Below are 23,272 nucleotides of genomic sequence, written 5' to 3' on the forward strand. Positions count from 1 at the left end.
AAGGAGCAGCGGCATGGCCAACAGCGCCACCCCCCGGATCGTCGTCGGCGTGGACGGCTCGCCCGCCTCGGAGCACGCGCTGCGCTGGGCCGTCGACTACGCCCGGCTGGTGGGCGGCAGTGTCACCGCGATCGCCGCCTGGGAGTACCCCGCCTTCTACGGCTGGGCCGGGCTGAGCATGCCCCCGGCCGAGGGGTTCAACCCCGAGGAGCTGGCCGGGCGGACCCTCTCCGAGACCGTCACCAAGGTCGTCGGGGACGACCCAGGGGTGCGGATCACCGAGGCCGTGGTGCCCGGCAACGCCGCCCAGGCGCTGCTGGAGTCGGCCGCCGGCGCCGCTCTGGTCGTCGTCGGCAGCCGCGGCCTCGGCGGCTTCTCCGGCGCGTTGCTCGGCTCCGTCAGCCGGCACCTCACCGAGCACGCCCCGTGCCCGGTCGTCGTGGTCCGCGACCGGCCGGCGCCCGCGGCGGCCGGCTGACCGCACCGCCCCGCGGTGTACCGGCCACCGGCCCGCCGATGCGCGCCGGGGCGCCGGCGGGAGAGGATGGACACATGCCAGAAGGTGACTCCGTCTACCGTGCGGCGGCTCGGCTGCACGAGACCCTCGCCGGCCGGGTGCTGACCACCGCGGACCTGCGGGTGCCCGCGCACGCCACCGCCGGGCTCGCCGGTCGGCGGGTGCTGGAGGTCGCCCCGCGCGGCAAGCACCTGCTCACCCGCCTCGAAGGCGGCCTCACCCTCCACACCCATCTGCGGATGGACGGCCGCTGGGAGGTCTACCGCCCCGGCGAGCGCTGGGCGGGCGGGCCCGCCTGGCAGATCCGCGCCGTCCTCGGCACCGAGGAGGGGACGGCGGTCGGCTACCGGCTGCCCGTCGTCGAACTGCTGCGCACCGCCGACGAACAGCGCGCCGTCGGACACCTCGGGCCCGATCTGCTCGGCCCGGACTGGGACCAGGCGGAGGCCGTCCGCCGGCTCCTCGCGCACCCCGGTCGGCCGGTCGCCGAGGCCCTCCTCGACCAGCGCAACCTGGCCGGCATCGGCAACGTCTACGCCAACGAACTCTGCTTCCTCGCCGGCGTCACCCCGTGGACCCCGGTCGGTGAACTGCCGCGCCCCGACCGGCTGGTGGAGCGCGCCCGACAGCTCCTCGACGCCAACAGGCTGCGCGACGGCCACGTCACCACCGGCGACACCCGCCGCGGCCACCAGCACTGGGTCTACGGCCGCGCCGGGCGCCCCTGCCCGCGCTGCGGCACGCTGGTGCTGACGGCGCAGCAGGGGACGCCGCCGCAGGAGCGGGTGGCGTTCTGGTGTCCGTACTGCCAGCGCGGCCCCGCGCCCGAGGCCCGGTCTACGGGCGCTCGACCAGGGCCGGGTGGCGGGGGTCGTCGACCCGGACGATGACGTCGGCGAGGTCGGCGGGGACGGTCTCGGCCTCGTAGCGGGCGAAGGCCGGAAGCGTCCACTGCTCCCCGGGCGGGGTACGGCGGGCCAGCGCGGCCGGGGAGAGCGCCAGGTGGACGGTCAGCTCCAGCGGGAGCCAGCGGCCGAGCAACAGCGCGCCGTCCAGCAACAGCACTCCGCCGGGCGCCAGTTCGGTGTAGGGGGCGCGGGTCGAACGGTCCGTCACCGGGTCGCGCAGCGAGGGCAGGACGCGGCCGCTGCCCCCCGGCTCCAGCGGGTCCAGCACCTCGCGCAGCAGGGCCCCGTCGTCCAGCCACAGGTCGTGGAAGGCGTCCGCGTCCTGCTTGCCGTACTCCAGCCGCACCGAGGCCGGGCGGAGGAAACCCGCCGCGGACACCCGCAGCGTCGGGCGCCCGCGCAGCCGCAGCGGCTCCACCAGGGCGTCCGCCAGTTCGCCGGGCCGCGCCGCCGCGGCACCGTCCACCGCCACCCGCAGCCACCGCTCCCCGGCCCCGGGGAGCTCGGTGATGCGGTCGGCGAGGAGCTCGGCGAGCCGGTCGGGCGAGATCGGGTGTACCTGCATCCGCCCATCCTGCCCCGGCACCGGCCGGCCGGGCGGCCCCGGGGTCACGAGTGGCGGCCGGGGGCCAGGAGCGGGCACCCGGAGGTCACGGGCAACGCGGTCACGGTCAACGGGTCACGGGAGGGGGAGGGCGTGCAGGACGTCGTCGTGGCCGGCGTAGAGGCGCTGGGCGTCGTTGGAGAGCGACCAGACGTCCACGCCCGGCCCGGAGTCCCGGAACGTCCACCGCTCCTCGCCGGTCGCGGCGTCGAGCGCGCAGACGCCGGACGCGGCCGGCCCCGGCACGAACAGCGTCGGCCCGGCCAGCAGCGGGCGGCTGCGGCGGTCCAGCCGGAACGGCAGCCGGTGCACCCAGAGCCTGGCACCGGTGGCCGCGGCGTACGCGGTGACCACACCGTCGTCGCGGGGCACGTAGACCCGGGTGCCGTCGCCGACCGGCGGCAGCAGGCGCCACTCCTCGTTCGGTCCGGGCGCCACCGACCAGCTCGGGGCGCCGTCGGCCAGCCGCAAGGCCCGGAGACCGGCCGTGCCGGCGGGCGCGTAGATGTGCTCGGTGTCGGCGACGGCCCAGTTCAGGCCCACCTCGACCGGCACCTCCCAGAGCCGCTTGCCGGTGGCGGTCTCCAGCAGCGTCAGGTGGGCGCCGGCGGCCGAGGTGTCGAAGAAGGGGACGCGGCCGCCGACCGCGGTCAGCGGCGTGAGCGGCCGCTCGGAGCCCGTCGACGGGCGGGCCCACGCCACCACGTTCTCGCGGTAGCGCACGGCGAACAGGTTGTCGTTCCCGTTGTACGGCCGGGGCATGGCCCGCCCGTAGACGAGGTCGCCGTCGCAGCCGAGCAGCGTGATGCCGGTGCCCAGCTCCTCGGGCAGCGGCAGGCTCCACTCCGAGGCCGGGTCGGTGAGGTGGCGGCTGTCGACGTGGCCGTTGGAGGCCGTGTACACCCGGTCGCCGCTGATGACCACGCGGCCGTTCGACAGCTCGACGTCGCTCGGCCAGTCCGTCTTGGGCAGGGCGAAGTCCAGCGTGCGCAACGGGGTGCCGGTCGCGGGGTCGAGCACCTGGAGTCCGGAACGGGAGAGGAAGACCGGCCGGGAGGGCCGGTCGCTCAGCCGCTCGGGCGTCATCGCCTCCGGGCCCCGGTACGTCCAGAGCGGTTCCGGCCCGGCCAGCCGGGTCGGCCGCGGCCTCGGCGGCGCGGGGTCCGCCCCGCCACCCGCGCGGGTGAACGCCCAGAGTGCCCCGCCCGCCACCAGTACCCCGGCCCCGGTCAGCAGCCGCCGCCGGCTCAGCAGGGGCCCGCCGTCCTCCCCGGCGCCCCCGCTCACCACGTCCTCCGGCGCCTCCGACCCTCCGTCCTCCTCGCCGTCCCACTGCCACGAAGCCCCGGCGTCCCCGTCGGGCCGCCCGGCCTGCTCGGGCACACGCGCTTCGGAACGGTCGGACCCGGCCGGCTGCATCTTCGCTACTCACTTCCCCCTGGGCGGCCGCTGCGCCGCCCTGTCCGAGGGAGGATATCGAAGGCCGCCCGAACGGTTCGCAGGCGCCCGTCCGGCGGCGCCGCTCCGTCAGCCCGTGACAGTAGGCTGTGCCGCGCGGCACCAGTCCGTCGAACAGGCTCCGGGGAGGCAGGCCGTGAGCGCCGAGATCACCGCACCCGCGTGGATGCACCGGCGGGTCACCAGCGAGCAGTACGACTCCTGGTCAGAGGAGCAGTGCGCGGGCATCGAGATCGTGGATGGAATGGTGGTCGTGAGCCCGAGCGCCTCCGAGCGCCACAACCGGTTGGCCCGTCTCCTGGCGAACGCACTGGACCGGGCCGGTGGCGTCGAGTGGAACGCCGACACGGACTTCGACGTCCGGTTGCAGGACGTGCCGTTGAACAACCGCCGCCCGGACGTGGTCGTCTACCGGGCGGACACCATCGACATCGCCCCCACCAGGCCCGAGCACGTGGCGCTGGTCGTGGAGGTCGTCCCGCCGGGCTCGGAGACCACCGACCGGGTGGTCAAGGTGGATCAGTACGCGAAGGCCGGCATCCCGTTCTACTGGAGGGTCGAGCAGGCGGCATCGGACGCCCCCGTCGTCCACACGTCGATTCTGGATCCGGCGGGCTGCGCCTACCGCGACGGTGAGGTGTTCACCGGCACGGTGAGGGCGACGGTGCCGTTCCCGGTGGAGATCGACCTCGGGCGCTCTGAACGCTACGGCGTGCCGTGGTCGGCGAGGTCGGCGAGGACCTGGGCGTGGCAGGGGAGGGGGACGCACCAGCAGCCGAGGCGGTGGCCGCGGAGGGAGGGGACCAGGGCGAGCAGCTCGGGACGGGCCAGCAGGTAGGCGCGGTAGTCGGCGAGCATCTGCTCGCGGGTGAGGTCCGGGCCGGGGCGGAAGGGGCAGTGCAGCGCGTGTTCGGGCAGGTGCCAGCCGCCGCGGTGCATCGCGCGGCCGACGTAGACGACGTCGGCGTACGCGGGGTCGTCGCGGTGACCCTTGAGGTTGACGACGGTGGTCGGGCCCGGCCGGCTGTGCGCCATGGTGACCATGCTGGCCCAGGCGGGGGCGCCGGGCACGCCGGAGCCGGTCCCGGGCTCGCCTTGACAGTCCCTTGACCCGGGCGTAGCAAGGGAGAATGCGCCAGGGCTTGCCAGCGGACCAGGCCGGTCCGCACGTGACCGGCGGTGCCCGGGCGGCGCGACCCGACGCGCACCGCCCCCGGGAGAGCGATGCCGCCGCCAGGGCGGCGCACGAGCGCGACGCGCTGCTCGCCACCGCCGTCCGGAACGCGATCGGCAGCACCGATGCCTACGGCGGCATGGCGTACCTGCGCTCGCGCGACCGGCGGTCGCTGGTGCTCTGCACGATCGCGGGCGTGCCGCTGTCCATCGTCAGCGCGTTCCGCCGGGTGGCCGCGGCCGGGCCGCTGCCGGTGGCGGTGAGCTACCGCACCGGGCGGATGATCACGCTGTCCGACACCGAGGACACGATGCGGCGCTTCCCGCAGCTCGCCGTCGGCATGCCGTACGACTTCGCCTCGGCGTGCGTGCCGGTCACCGCGGGCGAGGAACGGTACGGGGTGATCAGCGTGCTCTGGGCGGCCTCCGACGAGGGGGTGCCGGACAACGCGCGGCGGCACCTGGGCGCGGCGGCCGACCGGCTCGCGGCCGAGCTGGCGGCCCTTGAGGCGGACGGGCACCCCGTCGAGCCGAACGGCGACACCGCCGTCGTCGAGCTGGTGCCGGCGACCCCGCCGAGCACCCGGGTGGGGCTGTTCGACTGGAACGTGGCCACCGGGGCGCTCTCCGTCGACGACCAGTTCTGCGAGATCTTCGGCCTCGACCCCGCCGGGTTCGACGGCCGCGTGGCCAGCCTGACCACCCGGATCGCCCCCGGCGACCTGCCGGAGTTCCGGTCCGCCGCCCGCGCCGCCCTCGACCAGGGCCGGGTGCTGGCCGCCCGGGTCCGGGTACTGGACCGGGAGGGCCACCCGTACCCCGTCGAGCTCTGGGGCCGCGTCCCCGAGGGCGGCCCGGAGGTGCGCACCCACCTGGTCGGCGCCGTCCTCGACACCCGGACCGGCACCGCTGCGGCCGCCGCGGTGGAACGCCTGCGCGACGGCGTCTTCTCGCTCGACCCGGACGGCCGGATCACCTACGCCAACCGCAGCGTCGAGCTGCTGCTGCGCACCCGGCGGGAGGACCTGGTCGGACTCCACCCCTGGGAGGCGCTGCCCTGGCTGTCCGACCCGGTGTACGAGAACCGCTACCGGGCCGCGATGCTCTCCCAGCAACCCACCGCGTTCCTGGCGGCCCGCCCGCCGGACGACTGGTTCGCCTTCTCGCTCTACCCCGACGCCCACGGCGTCACCGGCCGGGTGGTCGCCGCCGAGCCGCCGCCCGGCGCGGCCGAGCCGCCGACCGAACCCCCGCCCGGCGTCCGGACCGGCGTCGGCGGCATGTACCACCTGCTCCAGCTCGCCAGTGCGCTCACCGAGGCCGTCACCGTCAAGGAGGTCTGCCGCGCCGTCGCGGACGAGATCCTGCCGGCCTTCGGCGGCCAGGAGCTGGCCATCTACGCCGTCCGGGACAAGCGTCTGCACCTGATCTCGCAGAGCGGCTACCCGGACGGGTTCCTGGACCGCTTCGAGGGCACTCCGATCGGCGCCCGCGTCCCCGGCGCCGAGGCGCTCAGCACCGGCACGCCGATCTTCTTCGAGTCCATCCACGACCTCGCGGCCGCCTACCCCGGCATCGCCCTGGACGAGATGCGCGCCTGGGCCTTCCTGCCGCTGATCGCCTCCGGCCACCCGGTCGGCAGCTGCATCATCGGCTTCGACGAGCCCCGCGCGTTCACGCTGGAGGAGCGCGGCCTGCTCACCGCCCTCGGCGGCTTCATCGCCCAGGCGCTGGAGCGCGCCCGGCTCTACGACGCCGAGTTCGCGCTCGCCCGCGGCCTCCAGCAGGCCCTGCTGCCGCACCGGCTGCCGCGGCTGGACGACGTCCGGATCGCCGCCCGCTACCTGCCCGGCACCCAGGGCATGGAGATCGGCGGCGACTGGTACGACGCCATCGTCACCGGCCGCGACCTCACACTCGTCATCGGCGACGTCGAGGGCCACAGCGTCGGCGCCGCCGCCACCATGGGCCAGCTCCGCAGCGCCGTGCGGGCCTTCACCACCGGCGGCCACCCGCCGGACGAGGTGCTCGTCCGCACCAACCAGCTGCTGCTCGACCTCGACCCCGGGCTGCTCGCCAGCAGCTGTCTGATCCGCTTCACCCCCTCCGACGGCAGCGCCCTGATCGCCCGCGCCGGACACCTGCCGCCGGTGCTGCGCCACCCCGACGGGCACACCGAGGCGCTGTACGTCGCGGGCGGGCCGCTGCTCGGGGTCGATCAGACGGCCGAGTACCCGGTCACCGAGCTGCGGCTGTCCCGGGGATCGCTGCTCGCGCTCTACACGGACGGCCTGGTCGAGGACCCGGCCGTGCCGATCGACGAGGGCGTGGACCGGCTGCGGGCCGCTCTGGAGCGCACCGCCGGGGTGGCGGGCCACGCCGGGGACGGGCTGGACCGGCTGGCAGAGGTGCTGCTGCACGAGGTCGGCTCCACGCACCGGGTGGACGACGTGGCGCTGCTGCTCACCGCGTACGGGTGAGGCGGGCCGGTCGGGGCGGGCGGTGCGTACGGGTGAGGCGGGCCGGTCGGGGCGGGCGGCCGGTCGGGGTGGTTGTTGCCGTGGCGGTTGCCGCAGGGGTTGCCGGGGCGGTGGCCGCAGGGGCCGCCGGGGCCGGGGCGCGACTTTCGTCAGGTGAGCGGACGCGACTTTCGTCGGGGGTGGATCTAGACGAAGGGTGAAGGCGCCCGGTGAGGCGGCTTCGCTAGCCTCGACGGGTGGATGCACTGGCGAAGGCCTGGTCGAAGGCGGTACGGACGGCGTTTCCCGGGCCCTGGCGGCCCGGGCTGGTGGTGCGCGAGGTCGGCGGCGCGCTGCTGCTGGGCGCGCTGGCGATGCCGCTCGAAGCCGGTAGCGACTCCGGCCTCTTCCTGCTCTCCGGACCGGCCACCGCCGTGCTCTTCCTGCTCCGGCGCGGGCTGCCGGCGACCGTCCTGGTGCTCACCGCCGCCGCGAGCGGCTGGGCCGCAGGGCCGCTGCCGCTGCTGGTCTGCGCCGGCTGGTCGGCCGGGGCCCGGGTGAAGCGGGTCGGCGTGCTGGCCGGCTCGTTCACCGGCGGGTTCCTGCTGATGACGGCCGTCGGCGTGGTCAAGGACATCGGGGCGGCGCCGGTCAAGCTGATGATCGGGTTCTCGCTCGGAGGGTTCCTGCTGCTCGCCGTGCTGCCCGCGCTCTGGGGCCGTTACCGGGCGCAGCGCCGGGCGTTGCTGGACGCGCTGCGCGAGCGCAACGACCAGTTGCTGCGCGAGCGGGTCATGGTTGCGCACCAGGCCCGGCTGCGCGAGCGGCACCGGATCGCCCAGGACATGCACGACAGCCTGGGCCACCAGCTCGCCCTGATATCCGTCCACACCGGGGCACTGGAGGTGGACCGCACGCTCACCGACCGCCAGCGGGAGGCCGTCGGCGTGCTGCGGCTGGCTGCCGTCGCCGCGATGCGCGAGCTGCGCGAGGTGGTCGGCGTGCTGCACGACGAGTCGACCGCCCCGCTGCCGGCGCCGGCAGCCGCAGCGACGCCCGGCACCGGGCGGACGGGGGGACTGGACGACATCACGCGGCTGGTCGAGTCCTCCCGCGCGGCCGGGACGCCGGTCTCCTTCAGCGAGGCGGGTGATCGCCGCCCGCCGGCCGCCAACGTCGGCCACGCCGCCTACCGGATAGTCCAGGAGGCGCTGACCAACGCGCACAAGCACGCGCCCGGCGCGGTCATCACCGTCGCCCTGCGCTACGAGCCGGACGCGCTGGTGGTGGAGGTCGTCAACCCGCGGGCACCCGAGCCGGTCGGTGTCCACGCGGCTGGCTTGGCGACGGCGGTCAGCGGCGGCCAGGGGCTGACCGGCCTGCGCGAGCGGGCCCGGTTGGTCGGCGGGATGGTGCACGCCGGGCCCACACCGGAGGCGGGGTTCCGGCTCGCCGCCGTGCTGCCGTACGAGGGGGCGGGCGGGGCGCCCGCGGACGGGGCGGGGGACACAGCGGCGGGTGCGGTCGGCGGCGACGGAGCCATGGCCGGGGTGGCGGGTGCGGAGGCGTGGCTGCTGGACACCTTGCCGGCGGCCGACGGCAGGCCCGGCGCACGGCGGTGGCGCAGCCCCGCGCTCGGCTGCGCGCTCGGCGGTCTGCTGGTCCTGCTCGTCGTCGGCGGCCTGCTGGCCTGGGGCGTGGTCTCCTTCGTCCGTGCCGCCGACGAGGCGACCGTGAAGCGGTCGGTGTACGACTCGCTCCAGGTCGGCACGCCGCAGGCCGAGGTGGAGAAGCGCCTGCCCGCCGGCAACGCCTTCTTCACCAAGAACTACGAGGGCTCCGGCCCGACCCCGCCGGCGGGAGCGGCGTGCCGCTACTTCCTCTCCGGGGAGACGACCGACACGTGGGGCGAGGACAACATCGTGCGGCTCTGCTTCAAGGACGGCGCCCTGGTGGAGAAGGAGCACTACCCGGTGAAGTCCTGACCGGACGGCCCGTCGGGGGCGTGACCGGGGCCCCGACCGGACGGGCTGACCCGACCGGCCGACCGGACGGGCTGACCAGACGGGCCGACCGCACCGGCCTGACCGGCTGACCGGCTGACCGGCCTGAACCGGCGGGCCTGGCCGGCGGCTTGACCGGGAACCTGGCCGGAACCCCCGACCGCGGGAAGGGCCGGGTACAGGAGGTGTGAGGATGGTGCCGAGCAGCGCCACCCGCACCACCGAGGGGATGACCAGCAGTGATCCGAGTCCTCGTCGCCGACGACGAGCCGCTCATCCGGGCCGGAATCAGGATGATCCTGTCCTCCGCCGACGACATCGACGTGGTCGCCGAGGCCGCCGACGGCCGTCAGGCCCTCGATCTCGCCCTGGCGCACAGAGTGGACGTCGTCCTGCTGGACATCCAGATGCCGGTGATGGACGGGCTCACGGCGCTCGGCGAGCTGCGCCGGGTGGTACCGGGGGCGCGGGCGCTGATCCTCACCACCTTCGGGGAGCGCGACAACGTACTGCGAGCCGTCACCGAGGGCGGCGCGGGGTTCCTGCTCAAGGACACCGCGCCGGCCGAGCTGATCCAGGCCGTCCGGGCCGCCGCCACCGGCAACGCGTTCCTGTCGCCCGCCGCCACCCGGCACATCGTGGACTCGCTGGCCGGTACGCGCACCGGCCCGGTCGCGGCCAGGGGCACGGCGGCCCGGCGGCGGCTGGAGGTGCTGACCGCGCGCGAGCTGGAGGTGCTGGCGCTGTTGGGCGAGGGGCTCTCCAACGCGGACGCCGGCGCCCGGATCCACATGAGCGAGGCGACGGTGAAGACGTACGTCAGCCGGATCCTGGCCAAGTTGGGCTGTGACAACCGGGTGCAGGCGGCGTTGCTCGCGCGGGACGCGGGGCTGGACGGCGGGGGCTGACGGTTCCCGGCCGGGCCTCACCCTCGGCCGGCTGTCCCGTCCTTGCGCAGCTGTCCCGCCCTTGCGCGGCCGTCCCCTTTCCCTGCCCGTCCTCGGCCGGACCGCTCGGGGGCGGTGGGGCGGTGGGGCGGCGCGGGCACGGTGGCAGGGGCGGCGCGGGCGCGCGAGAGGGGTGCGGTGGCGGCGTACGGAGGCACATCAGATACGTCGGATACGGACCGGTCGTGCACCATACGCTGCGCCACCGAGTGGCCACGGCGGGTAGCGACTGTGGGCGACGCCACGCCGGCCCGGCGCGGAACCGGGAACTCCGGCAGGGGTGGTGACGATGCGTCAGTTCCCGGTCGCTCTGGGTTGATGGTGTGAGCGGACTTACGGATGGACAGATGTGAGCGAGGGCACGGGAATTGACCATCCGATCTTGAAAATGCGGTCAAACCTGGTCATTTCGGATGGGGTTTCATGATCGATACCGCCGGTAACAGTCAACTGACCTGCGGCGTCCAAGAATTGCTTGTGGCGGCCCGGGAGGGCCCGTAGCTTCATTGGCGGTGCAACGAGCACCACCCGGGTTCACCCCCGACGCACAGCCCGCCGACTGACCCCCGGCGCGAGGGCGGTGCCCGCCGACACGGCCGGCTCGAACAGGCCGTCGGCGAGCGGGGGTGGCCGCGGCGGCACGGCACGTCCGACACGTGCGTGGCCGCCCGTCGAGTGAGGTGAGCGCGACGGCCCTGCCAAGGGTCTGGTTCCGCCTGCCCGCCCGGGGCTTGTCGAGAGGACTTTCATGACACTCCGTAACGAGACTGCCGCCGCCACCACCAACACCGCCACCACGGGCAAGCGCCGCAACCGCGCCCGCCTGGCGCTGGTCGGCGGGGCTGTCGCGGCCCTCCCGGTGGCCGGCCTCGTCACGGCCACCTCGGCCTCCGCCGCATCCACCTCCGCCTGGGACGCCGTCGCCCAGTGCGAGAGCGGTGGCAACTGGAGCATCAGCACCGGCAACGGCTTCTACGGCGGACTGCAGTTCACCTCGTCCACCTGGGCCGCGTACGGCGGCACCGCGTACGCGTCGCAGGCCAACCACGCGACCAGGGCGCAGCAGATCTCGGTCGCCGAGAAGGTCCTCGCCTCGCAGGGCCCCGGCGCCTGGCCGGTCTGCTCCGCCAAGGCGGGCCTGACCAAGGGCGGCGCTCCGGCGGCCGTCGACACCTCGGCCCCGGCCGCCAAGGCCGAGGCCCCGAAGGCGGCTGCGCCCAAGGCGGCCACGCCCAAGACCCAGCAGCAGACCAAGCCCGCGCAGACCCCGCAGGCGGGCCCGGCCCAGGGCGCGAAGGGTCGGCCGGTCGCGAAGTCCCAGAAGCCGCAGCCCAGGGACTCGCAGGACGCGGCCAAGCCGTCCAAGCCGGCCGCTTCCGGCACCAACACCTCCGGTGGCAGCTACACCGTCAAGAGCGGTGACACCCTGAGCGACATCGCGGCCAAGTTCGGCACCGACACCGCGAGCCTGCACGCCAAGAACGCCAGGACGATCGGTGGGAACCCGGACCTCATCTTCCCGGGTCAGACCCTGAGCCTCTGACAATTCGCGGATGACAGAAGGCTCCTGACGGTGAGTCTCCGGCAGCGGGCTTCTGGCAGTCCGGCCTCCGTCGGTCAACCCTGCCCGTGCCGAGCGGCCGCCCCCTCCCGGGGGTGGCCGCTCCGGCGCGTCCGGCGCGTCTGGGGGGCCGGGGCGTCCGGGGCGTCCGGCGCGACCGTCGTCGCGAACGACGCGACGAACCGCGGCGGGGGAGGGCTCAGCGGCGTGAGCAGCGACGTCAGGGCGTCGGCCCTCGACCCGGCCGAGTGGCTGAGTGCCCGCAGCCCTGGACCTGGTCGCGGCCATGGCACCGGTCGCGGCCAGGGGGCGGCCCGGCCTGGCTCGGCCTGTGCGGTGGGGCGGGCATTCGCCGCAGCGGCCCGCCGGCCTGCCGGTCCGCCGGTCCGTCGGCTCCCGGCGGTCGGGCTGTGTCGGGCTGTGTCGGGGCGTGCCGGCGCTGCTGCGAGGACTGCCGGGGCGACGAAACGCCCCGTCGGCACCGCAGTACCGACGGGGCGGACGTGCCGAACTACATGTCGTACTCACGGGGCTTGTCGAGCCAGCCTGCCGTGGTCACGGGGTGCCCGGTCGGGCGGTACTCCCACGCGGCGGTGTTCGGAAGCGCGTTCCGATGCGGGTCGCCCGCCAGGGCGCGGTGTTCCTTGTGGTTGATCCAGGCGTTCACGGCGCCCTGGGCAGGCATGTCCGGGGCAGCCGGGGCATCCGGGGCAGCCGGAGCGGCCGGGGCCCGATGGTGATCGGGGCTGATGGAGGTCTGGTGGGCGGTCGGTCGTGCGGTGCTGTCCTGCGTCGCGTTGGCGACCGCCGCACCGGCGCCGAGTGCGCACAGGGTGGCCGCTGCCATGCCGACGGCTACACGCTTGATCACGGGGGTTCTCCAGGGTCTCGAAGGGGTGGTCTGTGCTTGCAGTAGACCGTCCGCGTGTGGACATCCGATCGACGTCGGCCGTGTGCGGCCGCCCTGAGGAGGTTGCGAGGGCCACCGGAGGAGGACCTGCGGGTCCTCGTCGCGAGGGCGAGGGCCCGTGAGATTTCGAGGGGCCGGGTGTCGGGCCGGTCCACAGCAGCCTTGGCCGGTAGCCCGATCGGCGGCCCTGACCGGTCCGCAGCAGCCCTGAGGAGGGCTTTCGCGGCGTGCTCGTCGAATGACCGGCTCGGCACGATCGTCCGCTCGGCCTGCTTCGAGTGCCGCGTGCGTCGGCACCCGCTGGTCGTGCGGCGGCGCCTGCTGGTGCTGGGCGGCAGGCGGACCGTCCGGCCGCCCTTGGAGTGCTCCGAGCCCCACCCGGGCGGCCCGGACGGGATGGTTGTTGAACGTTGAACGCGATGTCCGAATGCCGCCGGACTCGCGGGCCCCATGGGGCGAGGATCGAGTCATGTCGGAGAACGAGTCAAGGAGTTCAAGCGATATGACGACGAGTGAGACCGTGACGACGGCGGCCGTGAACGGGTTCGCGAAGCTCGACGGCAAGGTGGCCCTGGTGACCGGCGGCAGCCGGGGGATCGGGGAGGCGGTCGCGTTGCGGCTGGCCGAGGACGGTGCCGATGTCGCGCTGACCTACCAGGGCAGCGCCGAGCGGGCCGAGGCGGTCGCGGCGAAGATCACGGCGATGGGCCGGCGGGGTTGGGCGGTCCGTGCGGACAGCGCCGACCCGCAGGCCGTCCGGGATGTCGTGGAGGCGGTGGCCGAGCGCTTCGGGCGCCTCGACATCCTGGTGAACAACGCGGGCGTCGGCGTGCTCGGCCCGATCGAGGAGCTGGCGTTGGACGACGTGGACCGGGTCCTGGAGGTCAACGTCCGGGCGCCGTTCCTGTTCGCCCAGGCCGCCGGCGCCCACCTGACCGAGGGCGGGCGGATCGTCACCATCGGCAGCTGCATCGCCAAGCGCGTCGCCTTCCCCGGCGCCTCGCTCTACGCGGCCAGCAAGGCCGCGACGATCGGGCTCACCAAGGCGCTGGCCCGTGAGCTGGGTCCGCGGGGGATCACCGTCAACGTGATCCACCCCGGGCCGATCGACACCGAGATGAACCCGGCGGACGGTCCGTCGGCGGAGTTCCAGGCGGGCCTGACCGCGCTCGGCAGGTACGGCAGCGGCGCCGACATCGCCGCCACCGTCGCCCACCTCGCGGGCGAGGACGGCCGTTACATCTCGGGCGCCGAGATCGCCGTGGACGGCGGGTTCGCGTCCTGACCCGCTGAGCCCGGGGGCGGGCACGGGGATCCGGCCACCGGCCCGGCGCGGTGTCGCGCCGGGCCGGTGGCGGCGGTCCCGTTTACGATCGGCCGGTCCGAGCACATGTCCCAGCCCCGAAGAGGTGTCGCCATGACCGCAGCGGAAGACCCGATCGACCTGCTCGCCCGGGCGCTCGCGCAGACCGCCGGCCTGATCGACGGCGCCGGCACCGAGCAGGCCGGTCACCCGACGACCTGCCGTTCCTGGGACGTCGCCGACCTGATCAGCCATCTCCTCCACGACCTGCGGCAGTTCACCGTCCGGGCGAACGGCGGCAACCCGGACTGGTCGCAGCCCTTCGAGCGGGTCGAGGACGACTGGCTGCACGCGTTCGAGGCCGGTGCCGAGGAGCTGGTCGCCGCCTGGCGGAACGCCGGGGACCTCTCCGGGACCATCGAGATCCCCGGGGGCGGCACGCTGCCCGCACGCTTCCCGGTGGACCAGCAGATCGCCGAGTTCGCCGTCCACGGCTGGGACTTGGCCCGCGCCACCGGCCAGTCCACGGCGGGCCTCGACCACGACGTGGCCCGCGCCTCGCTCGCCTGGGGCCGCGGCGCGCTGCGCCCCGAGTACCGCGGGAGCGAGGAGGACGGCCGCGCCTTCGGCCCCGAGGTGACCGTTCCCGAGGACGCGCCGCCCTACGACCGGCTGGCCGCCTTCTTCGGCCGTGACCCGCGCAAGGTCTGAGCCGCTCCGGCGGGGGCCGGGGCGCAGGCCCGGGGCGGCAACGCGTCCGGTCAGTGGAAGGCGGCGAGGACGGCGCCCCACTGCGCGGTGGTCTGTCCGGTCGCGGCGCAGCGACCGGAGTCCGTCGCGACCTGGTGGGCGGTGGTGAGGCGGTAGGAGGAGAGCCGGAGCACCGGGAGGGTGGTCCAGCCGGGGCTGAACTCGGGGGCGGTGCCGGTGTTGGTGCCCACCGTGCCCACCAGCAGGTCGCCGGCGGTGCAGTCGAGCGGGCCGGCGCTGGTCGTGAAGGCGGTCCCGCCGCTCTCGCCGGAGGCGTGGGCGCTACCCCGGGCGGCGGAGACACCGCGGAACTCGTCCACCGCGACGTGGTACTTGCTGGAGTGCGGGTAGGACACGTGGATCGCGTCCGCCGTGGTCAGCGCGGGGACCCCGAAGGCGGCCAGCACGAGCACCCGGTGCCGGAGCGAGTCCGTCACGTCCCCGACGATTCCGAACCTGTCGCCCTGGGTGTCCGTCACCGTCACCTTTCCGGGGCAGGTGCTGGTCAGCATCATCGTCACGATCAGGGCGTCCCCCCGGGTTACCGGCGAGAGGACGGGCAGGACGACGTCGGTGCCGGAGAGGATCTGCTGGTCGAAGGCGGGCCGGGACACCCAGGAGGGAGCCGGGCCGGCGGTCGCCGTGCGGTCCGTCGCCGGAAACGGACCGGGAGGGGCGGGGTGGGCGGCCGAGCCGGCCTCCGGTTCGGCGGGCCGACGGGTGGCGGCGTCGCCGACCGGGCAGTCCTGCGGCAGTGCGGACTGCGCGACGGGGCCGCGGAAGGCGACCAGACCGAGCGTGCCGCAGGCTCCGAGCAGCGTGCCGACGAGCAGGCTGACCGCGTGGGTCCAGAGGCGGTGACGGTGTAGCGGCAGTCCGGTGCTCCCGGAGGCGCGTGAGGTCGGCGGCTCCACGGGGCTCTCGGCGGGAGTGGCCGCCGGCGGGGGCACCACCGGCCGGGTGTCCGCGTCCGCGGCCGGGCTCTCGTCGGTGATGGACATCCAGCGGCGGTGCCACTCGGCCTCGTCGCCGCCGCAGGCCTGGACGTAGGCCCTCGTCGTGGGCCAGGACGGCAGCCTCGACCCGGAGGCCGCCTCGTACAGGGTGGTGTGGGAGATCGAGCCGGCTTTCCTCGCCATGGTGCGGAAGGAGGGCTGGCCCGCCTCCCGGCGCAGCCTGCGCAACTCGGCGGCGAAGTCCTCGGCCGCTCTCACGCGTTCAGGGCCTCCCGGTCGTGACTCCCGCTCCGCCATGACGCCCCCCGCTGTCAGACGGTGTCAGATCCCCCGGCACCGCTCCTCGCTTGTCGCGTACGGATCATAGCGACGCGTGACGGCGGTGTTCGGACATCGGTTGAACGATCCCGGCGGAAGGCGGCTCCCGGGCCGGCCCGTCGCCGCAGTCAGCTGTTGTCAGTTTCCGTCAGGCGGTACCGAACACCGCAGGTGGTCGGGTCAGCTGTCCCCGCCGTCGCAGTCACGGCGACCGGCCAACGGGACGACAACGACAGACGACAACGACAGGGGAAATCGACATGCGCAAGGGACTCCTCCACAGGCTCGGGCGGCGCGGCGCGACCGTCGCAACCTTCGCGGCCGTGGCGGTGCTGGCGGCCGGTGGCGTCGGCCTGGCGGCGGGCAGCGCGTCCGCCGACGGGGTGTACTTCCTCCACGACCACCCCAGCGGTCACGGAGTGGGCCTGTACAACTCGTCCTGGGGGACCACCAAGGTCACCCAGGACCTGACCCTGCAGTCCTTCAGCTGGTCCGGGGACTGGATCTCCCCCGACTGCTGGATCAGGGGTGTGGACATCAACAACCAGGGCAACGTGTGGTACCGGATCACTTCCGCGTCCCACCCGAACGGCGATCCGTACGTCGGCACCGCGTTCGTCTACGGGGCCTACGCGGACGGCAACTGGCTCTTCCACAACGGGCTGCGCGCGTGCTGACGGCCCGCTGAACCGGTCCGCCCCGCCCGCACCGCCGGGCGGGGCGGACCGCTACGGGGCCTGGCGGGCGGCGGCCTGCTTGATCGCCTCGCGGATGCGGGGGTAGGTGCCGCAGCGGCAGATGTTCTGGATCTGGTCGATGTCCGCGTCGGTCGGGGCCGGGGTGCGGCGCAGCAGGGCCGCCGCGGTCATGATCTGCCCGGGCTGGCAGAAGCCGCACTGGGCGACGTCGCAGGCGAGCCAGGCTTCCTGGACGGGGTGCAGGGTGTCGCCGTCCGCCAGCCCCTCGATGGTGGTGACGCTGCGCCCGGCACAGTCCCTGACCGCCATCGTGCACGGCTGGAACTCCTCGCCGTCCAGGTGGCTGGTGCAGGCGCGGCAGACGCCGACCCCGCAGCCGTACTTGGGGCCGGTGACGCCGAGCTTGTCGCGCAGTACCCAGAGCAGCGGCATGTCGTCCGGTGCCTCGACGGTGACGGGCTGCCCGTTGAGGACGAAGGTGTGGCTGGGCATGGGGAGTTGCGCCCTTCGGGGGTCGGTTGAACGCAGGGGACGCGCAGAGGTCGAGCGCTCAGAGGTCGAGTGGTCGGAGGTCGAGCGCTCGGAGGTCGAGCGCTCGGAGGCCGAGCGCTCAGGAGGCGAGCGCTCAGAAGTCGATCGGGAACGAGCGCGGGCTGGTGCCGGTCGCCCGGGCGTACGCGTTGGCGACCGCCGCCGAGGCGGCCGGGACGCCCAACTCGCCCGCGCCGCCGGGTGGTCCGCTCGGCGGCATGAGGTGGATCTCGACCGACGGCGGGCTGTTGCGCTGCCGGGCGTAGCGGAAGTCGGCGAAGCTCCCCTCCCGGACGGCGCCGCGGTCGATGTGGTTGCCGGCCTGGAGGACGACCGAGATGCCGTCGATCAGCGCGCCGGTCAACTGGGCTTCCAGTCCACGGGGGTTGATCACCAGTCCGAGGTCGGCGGCGATCACGGCCCTGGTGACGCGGGGCTGCTTCGGGTCGGTGGCGTCCAGCTCGACGAGGTAGGCGACGCGCCCGCCGTTCTCGTCGTGGTAGCCGACGCCCTGGGCCTGGCCGGCGGGCATCGGGCGGCCCCAGCGGCCGGCCTGGGCGACCTTGTCGAGCACGGCACGGCCGGCGGCGTCGCGGACCCGGGCCCGGCGGAAGACGACCGGGTCCTGGCCGAGGCGGCGGGCCAGTTCGTCCATCATGATCTCGTCGGCGACGCGGACGGTGCCGGAGTAGACCGAGCGCCAGCTGCCGGTGTGCATGTCCAGCGGGACCTCGGCGAGCAGCTGGGTGGGGATGCCGACGTCGTACGGGTTCTTCTCGCTGAGCAGGAAGAACGCCTGGGCGAGGCTGATCCCGGCCACCGAGAGGTTGAAGCCGGCGGCGGTGAGCGCCTCGCCGAGCCCGTGCCGGAAGTCGGTCCGGACGGTGGCGACCCGGTGCTCGTAGCTGATCACCTGGCCGAGGCCGTAGGTGGCGCGGACCCGGTGGTGGCTGGCGGGGCGCATCCGGCCGTGGCGCATGTCGTCGTTGCGGGTCCACATCAGCTTGACCGGGCGGCCGGCCGCCCGGGAGATCCGTGCGGCCTCCAGCGCGGCGTCGAAGAACAGCCGCCGGCCGAACGAGCCGCCGCCGCGCACCACGTGGACGGTGACGGCGTCCTGCGGCAGGCCGAGCTCGGCGGCGATGGTCTGCTGGGCGACGATCGGGGTCTGCGAGGCGAACCAGATCTCGGCGCGGTTCGGGCGCACGTCGGCGACGGCCGTCAGCACCTCCATCGGCGCGTGGTTGACGAAGGCGAAGTCGAACTCGCCGTCCACGTACTGGGTGAGCAACGGCGGGACGAGGAACGGCAGGTGGGCGGCGCGCAGCCTGGCCCGGATGTCGGCGTCGGAGAGCGCGGCGACCGGGCCGGGGTTCCAGGAGGTGAGCAGCGCGTCGCGGGCCTTGAGCGCCTGGTCGAAGGTCTCGGCGAGGACGGCGACGCCGGTCGGGACGGTGACCACGCCCAGCACGCCCGGCATCGCGCGGGCGGCCGAGGCGTCCAGCGACCTGAGGGTGCCGTTGATGGTGGTCGGCCGGGCGACCACGCAGGGCACGGCGCCCGGAACGGCGAGGTCCCCGGCGTACTTGGCGCGGCCGGTGACGATGTCGCGGGCGTCGATCCGGCCCGTCGGCCGCCCCACCAGGCGCTGCCGGTCCGGTGACTTGGGCACGGCGGGCACGGCCGGGACGGCGATTCCCGCGGCCTCGGCGGCGAGTTCGCCGTAGCCGGCCCGGCGGCCGTCGGGGGCGAGGACGGCGGAGTCGGCGGTGCGCAGCGTGCCGGCCGGCAGCGACCAGCGGCGGGCGGCGGCGGTGACCAGCCGGGCCCGGGCGGCGGCAGCGGCGGCGCGGACCGGGTCGTACAGCGAGCGCACCGAGTTGGAGGCGCCGGTGAGCTGGTTGAAGAGGAGTTCCGGGCGGCCGTCGGAGAGCGGGACGTCGACGTCGGTGAGCCGGGCGTCGAGCTCCTCGGCGACCAGCATGGCGATGGCGGTGGTCAGGCCCTGGCCGACTTCCAGGCGGGGGAGGTGCAGGGCGGCGCGTCCGTCGGCGGTGACCTCCAGCACCAGCAGGTGGGAGGTGGGCAGGCCGGCCACGATCAGCGCGTCGCCGAGGTCGAGGATGTCCGGAATGCCCGGCAGGCCGAGCAACTGCGATGGCGCGGAGGTCTGTTCGGCGACTGCCCGCTCGGCGGCGGTCCGGACGGCGGCCTGCGCGGTGGCGGGCGCGGCGGCGTCGAGACCCAGCCGGGCGGCCACGGTGAGCGTGGGGGCGGCGAGCAGGTAGGTGAGGAAGCGCCGGCGGCCGGTGGGGTCCGCGGGTCCGCCGGAGGGGCTCGCCGCGGGTCCGCCGGCCGGGCTCGCTGCGGGCGCCTCCGCCTCCGTCTCGGGCGGGGCCTCGGTGACGGGAGCGGCGGTGGCCTCGGCGGCGGGAGCGGCGGTGGGATCGGTGGCGTTCCGGGCGTTGCCCGAGGGTGCGATGGAGGTGCTGATGGGAGGAGCCCTTCGAGCCGGCGACGGCTCCGGCCGGGCGGGCCTGGGCGGCCCCGGCCCCGCTGCCGGATCGCGAACGCGGACGAGCATAGGAGGGGGCTACTGGCCGGTCAACACGGGCACTTCGGTCCGGACCGGACAACCCGCCGGATGTCGGATGGGGCGGCTCCGGATGTCGGATGGAGTGGATACGGACGGCACGGGGCGGGCGGGTCGCGGCCTCGGTACCGCCGTCCGGGTGAAGCCCGGGTGACGGATCGTCCGTTCCCGCACGGCAGTTCGGCCGCCGAGGGTCCGTGTGGGGCGCCCCGGGACGGACCCGTGGAGGGGCCCGGCGGAGACGGCCGGTGGCGGGGCCGTCCGGGGCGTCGAAGTGGCCCACCTGCCAGGGTGGTGAATGGACCTTTCCACTGGGCCACCCGACTCCTAGGATTGATCTTGTCAGTCAGTAGAGGAACGGGTGGCCTCCCGGCGGGGCCGCCGCACTGGGGGAGTCTCCTTGCCGATCCGCCTTGTCCCGCCCGCAGGCGTCCAACGGACGCTCGCCACCGCTCAGTTGGTCGGCTCGATCGGCGACGGCGCGTACTACACCTGCTCCGCGCTCTACTTCACCCGGGTCATCGGGATGTCCCCCACCCGGCTCGGTCTCGGCCTGGCCGTGGCCTGGGCGGTGGGCTCGCTGGCCGGTGTCCCGCTCGGCCACCTCGCCGACCGGCGCGGACCGCGCGGCACGGCGGTGCTGCTGGCGCTCGCCACCGGTGCAGTGGTCGCGTCGTTCCTGGTGGTCCGCTCCTTCGTGCCGTTCCTGGTCGCCGTCTGCCTCTACGCCACGACGCAGTCCGGGCTCTCGGCGGCCCGGCAGGCACTGGTCGGCGGCCTGGTCGACCGGGCGGAACGGACAACGCTGCTCGCCCAGTTGCAGGCGGTCCTCAATGCCGGACTGGCCCTCGGCGCCGCGATCGGCGGCGTCGTGCTGAGCACCGGGAGCCGGACCGGGTTCCTGGTCGCCTTCGCGGTCACCGCCGTCGGGTTCCTGGTCAGCGGCCTGATCCTGCTGCGTCTGCCCGAGGTCCCGCCCGCCCCCGCGAGCCCGGGCACCGGACCGAAGCTGGCCGTGCTCTCCGACCGTCCCTACGCCGTGGTGACGCTGGTCAACACCGTGCTGCTGCTGCGGATGCCGCTGCTCAGCCTGATCATCCCGCTCTGGATCGCCGCCAGGGCGGAGAACCTCGCCTGGCTCGGCTCGGCCCTGTTCGTCCTCAACACCGTGGTGGTGATGGCCTTCCAGGTCCGCGCGGCCCGCGGCGTGACCGGGCTGCGCTCCGCCTCGCGCGCCGTCCGCGACGCGGGCGTCATCCTGCTCGCCTCCTGCGCGGTCTTCGCCCTCTCGGCCGGGGACGTCCCGGTCTGGGCGATGGCCAGCCTCCTGGTGGTGGCCGCGACGCTCCAGGTGATCGGCGAGATGAAGCAGTCCGCGGGCTCCTGGCAGATCAGCTTCGACCTCGCGCCCGCCCACCAGACCGGCCAGTACCAGGGCTTCTTCGGCTCGGGCGTGGCGGTGGCGCGCACCGTCGGACCGCTGCTGCTGACCACGCTGCTGCTGGACTGGGGCGCACCAGGGTGGCTGCTGCTGGGCGGGTTCTTCCTGGCGGCGGGCTGCGCGATGGGGCCGGTGGTGCGGTGGGCGGAGCGCCGTCGCCCGGGGGTGGCGGATTCGGATTCGGCGCGGGAGTCGGAGGCCGAGCCGGCGCGGGCGCCGGAGTCAGGCGAGGTCGTGGCGCGGACCTGAGGGGACTGGCGCCGGGCCGGACGCCGGCCCGGACGCCGGGTCCGGCCCCCACGGGTGGCGGATGACCGCCACCCGTGGGGGAGCCGGGAGCTGGCGGTGAACCGTCAGCGCGCCGTGGATCCTGTACCAGATGGCCCGTCAGAGCGCTGAAATCACTGCGACATGACGATTGGCCAGAAGAATTCGTTGTCGTTCATGGTCTTCCCCTCCCGCGCCCCGGCTGCCAGGCTGGCCGGGTTTGCAGAACCGGAGGAGGTCGCGTGTCCCGCATACCCAGTCTGGCGTTGGCCGTTGCCAGCGCGTTCGCTCTCGTCGCCGGAACCGCCGTCGCGGCGGCGGCCGCACCCGAACCACCCTCGGCCGCGCCCGCCGCCGAGGCCCGGGTCGACCCGGTCGCCTGGACGCCCTGCAACCCCGACCCGACGAAGCCGGACCCCGGGATCTACGACTGCGCCGTCTACCCGGTGCCGCTCGACTACGCGGACCCGTCCGGTGAGAAGATCGGCATCGCCATGATGCGCCGCCGGGCCGGGGACCCGTCCAAGCGGATCGGCTCGCTGTTCCTCAACCCCGGCGGCCCCGGTGGCAGCGGCTACCTGTGGGCCACCACCAGCCGGTTCGGCCCCGATGTACAGGCCCGCTTCGACCTGGTCGGCTTCGACCCGCGCGGCGTCGCCCGGAGCAACCCGCTGAAGTGCTTCACCACCGACGAGGAGGCGAGCGCCGTCACCGACCGGCAGGTCGGAGTACCCGTCACCAAGGCAGAGATCGACGGCACCCTGGCCGCCACCCAGGACTACACCGACGCCTGCGAACGCAACGCCGGCCCGCTCATCGAGCACATGTCGACCGAGAACGTCGTCCGCGACCTCGACCGGATGCGCCGGGCCGTCGGCGACAAGCAGCTGAGCTTCGCCGGGTTCTCCTACGGGACGCTGATCGGCGCCACCTACGCCAACATGTACCCGGACAAGGTCCGCGCGCTGATCATCGACGGCAACGTCGACCCCAACCTGCGACTGCACAACGGCCTGGAGTACGACCGCCAGCGCGCCGGCGGCTTCGAACTCGCCCTGGACGAGTACCTGAAGCGCTGCAAGACCGCAGGCGCCCCCCGCTGCGCCTTCGGCGACGGCGACACCCGGGCCAAGTTCGACGCGATCCGCGACCACCTGCGCACCAGCCCGGTCACCCTGCCGGACGGCACCAAGGTCACCCTCTCCAGCTTCACCAGCCAGGTGGCCAACGCCCTCTACGCGCAGACCCGGCAGGCGCCGCTGGCCAAGTCGCTGCAGGCCCTGCACGAGGTGCTCCAGCAGCAGGGCGCGCCGTCGCTGGCGGCCCCGAAGGCCGCCGACGACGCGAACGCGCTGGCCGTGACCGTCCCCACCGCGCTGCGCGAGGCCCTGCCGGAGACCCCGTACAGCGCCGACGACTCGTACTACGGCGTCAACTGCCAGGACAAGCCCTACCCGTCGAACCCGCGGGTCTTCGCCAACGTGGCCCGCGCCTGGGAGAAGGAGTCGCCGACCTTCGGCCGCTACCAGGCCTTCGACGCGCCCGCCTGCGCCACCTGGCCGGCCCCGGCACGTGACGTCGAGCGGTACACCGGCCCCTGGAACCGCCGCACCGCCAACCCGGTCATGGTGATCGGCAACCTCTACGACCCGGCCACCCAGTACAAGTTCGCCCAGAACATGCAGCGCCAGCTCGGCAGCGCCGTGCTGGTCAGCGTCGACGTGATCGAGCACTGCGCGGTCGGCCGGAGCACGGAGCTGAACAAGCTGGTCACCGACTACCTGGTGAACAAGGCCGTGCCGGCGCCGGGCCAGCTGCTGAAGCCCGACGCCGAAGCCTTCCCGCCGGTCGCCTGACGGCCGTGCACCGGGCCCC

Annotated in this window: 18 protein-coding genes and 1 pseudogene; 12 read left to right on the forward strand and 7 right to left on the reverse strand. The window is 74.5% G+C overall.

Going from position 1 to position 23,272, the window contains the following annotated elements; translation table 11 throughout:
* Positions 1 to 13 precede the first annotated feature (13 nt).
* The gene (locus J5Y04_RS18520; protein WP_209413151.1) at positions 14 to 478 is read left to right on the forward strand and encodes a universal stress protein; all 465 of its coding nucleotides are present in this window, start codon (positions 14 to 16) and stop codon (positions 476 to 478) included.
* Positions 479 to 552: 74 nt separating this feature from the next.
* On the forward strand, positions 553 to 1,407 hold the full coding sequence (locus tag J5Y04_RS18525) for an Fpg/Nei family DNA glycosylase (protein ID WP_209413152.1): 855 nt from the start codon (positions 553 to 555) through the stop codon (positions 1,405 to 1,407).
* Here J5Y04_RS18525 and J5Y04_RS18530 read toward each other — a convergent pair.
* Positions 1,355 to 1,990: a uridine kinase gene (locus J5Y04_RS18530; RefSeq protein ID WP_209413153.1), complete on the reverse strand. Its 636-nt coding sequence runs from the start codon at positions 1,988 to 1,990 to the stop codon at positions 1,355 to 1,357. The genes J5Y04_RS18525 and J5Y04_RS18530 overlap by 53 nt on opposite strands.
* Before the next feature lie 114 nt (positions 1,991 to 2,104).
* Positions 2,105 to 3,412: a PQQ-binding-like beta-propeller repeat protein gene (locus J5Y04_RS43555; protein ID WP_209413154.1), complete on the reverse strand. Its 1,308-nt coding sequence runs from the start codon at positions 3,410 to 3,412 to the stop codon at positions 2,105 to 2,107.
* Between the two features lie 211 nt (positions 3,413 to 3,623).
* Between J5Y04_RS43555 and J5Y04_RS18540 the strand changes: the two are divergent.
* Positions 3,624 to 4,181 (forward strand): annotated as a pseudogene (locus J5Y04_RS18540) (Uma2 family endonuclease); the annotation flags it as partial.
* An 11-nt stretch (positions 4,182 to 4,192) separates the two neighbouring features.
* Here the strand turns inward: J5Y04_RS18540 and J5Y04_RS18545 are convergent.
* Positions 4,193 to 4,522, reverse strand: a complete 330-nt coding sequence (locus tag J5Y04_RS18545; protein ID WP_209413270.1) for a DUF4326 domain-containing protein — start codon at positions 4,520 to 4,522, stop codon at positions 4,193 to 4,195.
* A 107-nt stretch (positions 4,523 to 4,629) separates the two neighbouring features.
* Between J5Y04_RS18545 and J5Y04_RS18550 the strand changes: the two genes are divergently transcribed.
* The 4 genes from J5Y04_RS18550 (at position 4,630) to J5Y04_RS43235 (ending at position 11,612) form a co-directional block, all read left to right on the forward strand.
* A complete protein-coding gene (locus tag J5Y04_RS18550) occupies positions 4,630 to 7,140 on the forward strand; it encodes a SpoIIE family protein phosphatase (protein ID WP_245205020.1) in 2,511 nt (836 codons plus the stop codon).
* A gap of 236 nt (positions 7,141 to 7,376) precedes the next feature.
* Positions 7,377 to 9,104 (forward strand): sensor histidine kinase, encoded by a 1,728-nt coding sequence (locus J5Y04_RS18555; RefSeq protein WP_209413156.1) that lies wholly within the window; start codon positions 7,377 to 7,379, stop codon positions 9,102 to 9,104.
* Positions 9,105 to 9,361: 257 nt separating this feature from the next.
* A complete protein-coding gene (locus J5Y04_RS18560) occupies positions 9,362 to 10,030 on the forward strand; it encodes a response regulator transcription factor (protein WP_209413157.1) in 669 nt (222 codons plus the stop codon).
* Positions 10,031 to 10,817: 787 nt separating this feature from the next.
* Positions 10,818 to 11,612: a transglycosylase family protein gene (locus tag J5Y04_RS43235; RefSeq protein ID WP_209413158.1), complete on the forward strand. Its 795-nt coding sequence runs from the start codon at positions 10,818 to 10,820 to the stop codon at positions 11,610 to 11,612.
* A 529-nt stretch (positions 11,613 to 12,141) separates the two neighbouring features.
* Here J5Y04_RS43235 and J5Y04_RS18570 read toward each other — a convergent pair.
* Entirely contained in the window at positions 12,142 to 12,501 is a 360-nt protein-coding gene (locus tag J5Y04_RS18570) for a hypothetical protein (protein WP_209413159.1), read from the reverse strand.
* A 541-nt stretch (positions 12,502 to 13,042) separates the two neighbouring features.
* Between J5Y04_RS18570 and J5Y04_RS18575 the strand changes: the two genes are divergently transcribed.
* Complete coding sequence (locus J5Y04_RS18575; protein ID WP_209413160.1) at positions 13,043 to 13,825, forward strand: SDR family NAD(P)-dependent oxidoreductase; 783 nt, start codon at positions 13,043 to 13,045, stop codon at positions 13,823 to 13,825.
* Between the two features lie 132 nt (positions 13,826 to 13,957).
* A complete protein-coding gene (locus J5Y04_RS18580) occupies positions 13,958 to 14,554 on the forward strand; it encodes a TIGR03086 family metal-binding protein (RefSeq protein ID WP_245205021.1) in 597 nt (198 codons plus the stop codon).
* Between the two features lie 50 nt (positions 14,555 to 14,604).
* Here J5Y04_RS18580 and J5Y04_RS18585 read toward each other — a convergent pair whose 3' ends face one another.
* Complete coding sequence (locus J5Y04_RS18585; RefSeq protein WP_307853181.1) at positions 14,605 to 15,807, reverse strand: helix-turn-helix transcriptional regulator; 1,203 nt, start codon at positions 15,805 to 15,807, stop codon at positions 14,605 to 14,607.
* A 320-nt stretch (positions 15,808 to 16,127) separates the two neighbouring features.
* Here J5Y04_RS18585 and J5Y04_RS18590 point away from each other — a divergent pair, with 320 nt between their 5' ends.
* Positions 16,128 to 16,544, forward strand: a complete 417-nt coding sequence (locus tag J5Y04_RS18590; protein ID WP_209413163.1) for a hypothetical protein — start codon at positions 16,128 to 16,130, stop codon at positions 16,542 to 16,544.
* A gap of 51 nt (positions 16,545 to 16,595) precedes the next feature.
* On the opposite strand, the gene J5Y04_RS18595 is transcribed toward J5Y04_RS18590, so the two are convergent.
* A complete protein-coding gene (locus J5Y04_RS18595) occupies positions 16,596 to 17,057 on the reverse strand; it encodes a (2Fe-2S)-binding protein (protein ID WP_148640998.1) in 462 nt (153 codons plus the stop codon).
* A 133-nt stretch (positions 17,058 to 17,190) separates the two neighbouring features.
* The gene (locus tag J5Y04_RS18600) at positions 17,191 to 19,680 is read right to left on the reverse strand and encodes a molybdopterin cofactor-binding domain-containing protein (protein ID WP_209413164.1); all 2,490 of its coding nucleotides are present in this window, start codon (positions 19,678 to 19,680) and stop codon (positions 17,191 to 17,193) included.
* Between the two features lie 409 nt (positions 19,681 to 20,089).
* Between J5Y04_RS18600 and J5Y04_RS18605 the strand changes: the two genes are divergently transcribed.
* Both J5Y04_RS18605 and J5Y04_RS18610 read left to right on the forward strand, forming a co-directional pair.
* Positions 20,090 to 21,379 carry an MFS transporter gene (locus tag J5Y04_RS18605; protein WP_209413165.1) on the forward strand — a complete coding sequence of 430 codons (1,290 nt, stop codon included), beginning with the start codon at positions 20,090 to 20,092 and terminating at the stop codon, positions 21,377 to 21,379.
* A 260-nt stretch (positions 21,380 to 21,639) separates the two neighbouring features.
* Positions 21,640 to 23,253, forward strand: a complete 1,614-nt coding sequence (locus tag J5Y04_RS18610; RefSeq protein ID WP_307853182.1) for an alpha/beta hydrolase — start codon at positions 21,640 to 21,642, stop codon at positions 23,251 to 23,253.
* Positions 23,254 to 23,272: the final 19 nt, after the last annotated feature.

The sequence above is a fragment of the Kitasatospora sp. RG8 genome, assembly GCF_017813315.1.
In the GTDB taxonomy this organism is placed as follows: Bacteria; Actinomycetota; Actinomycetes; order Streptomycetales; family Streptomycetaceae; genus Kitasatospora.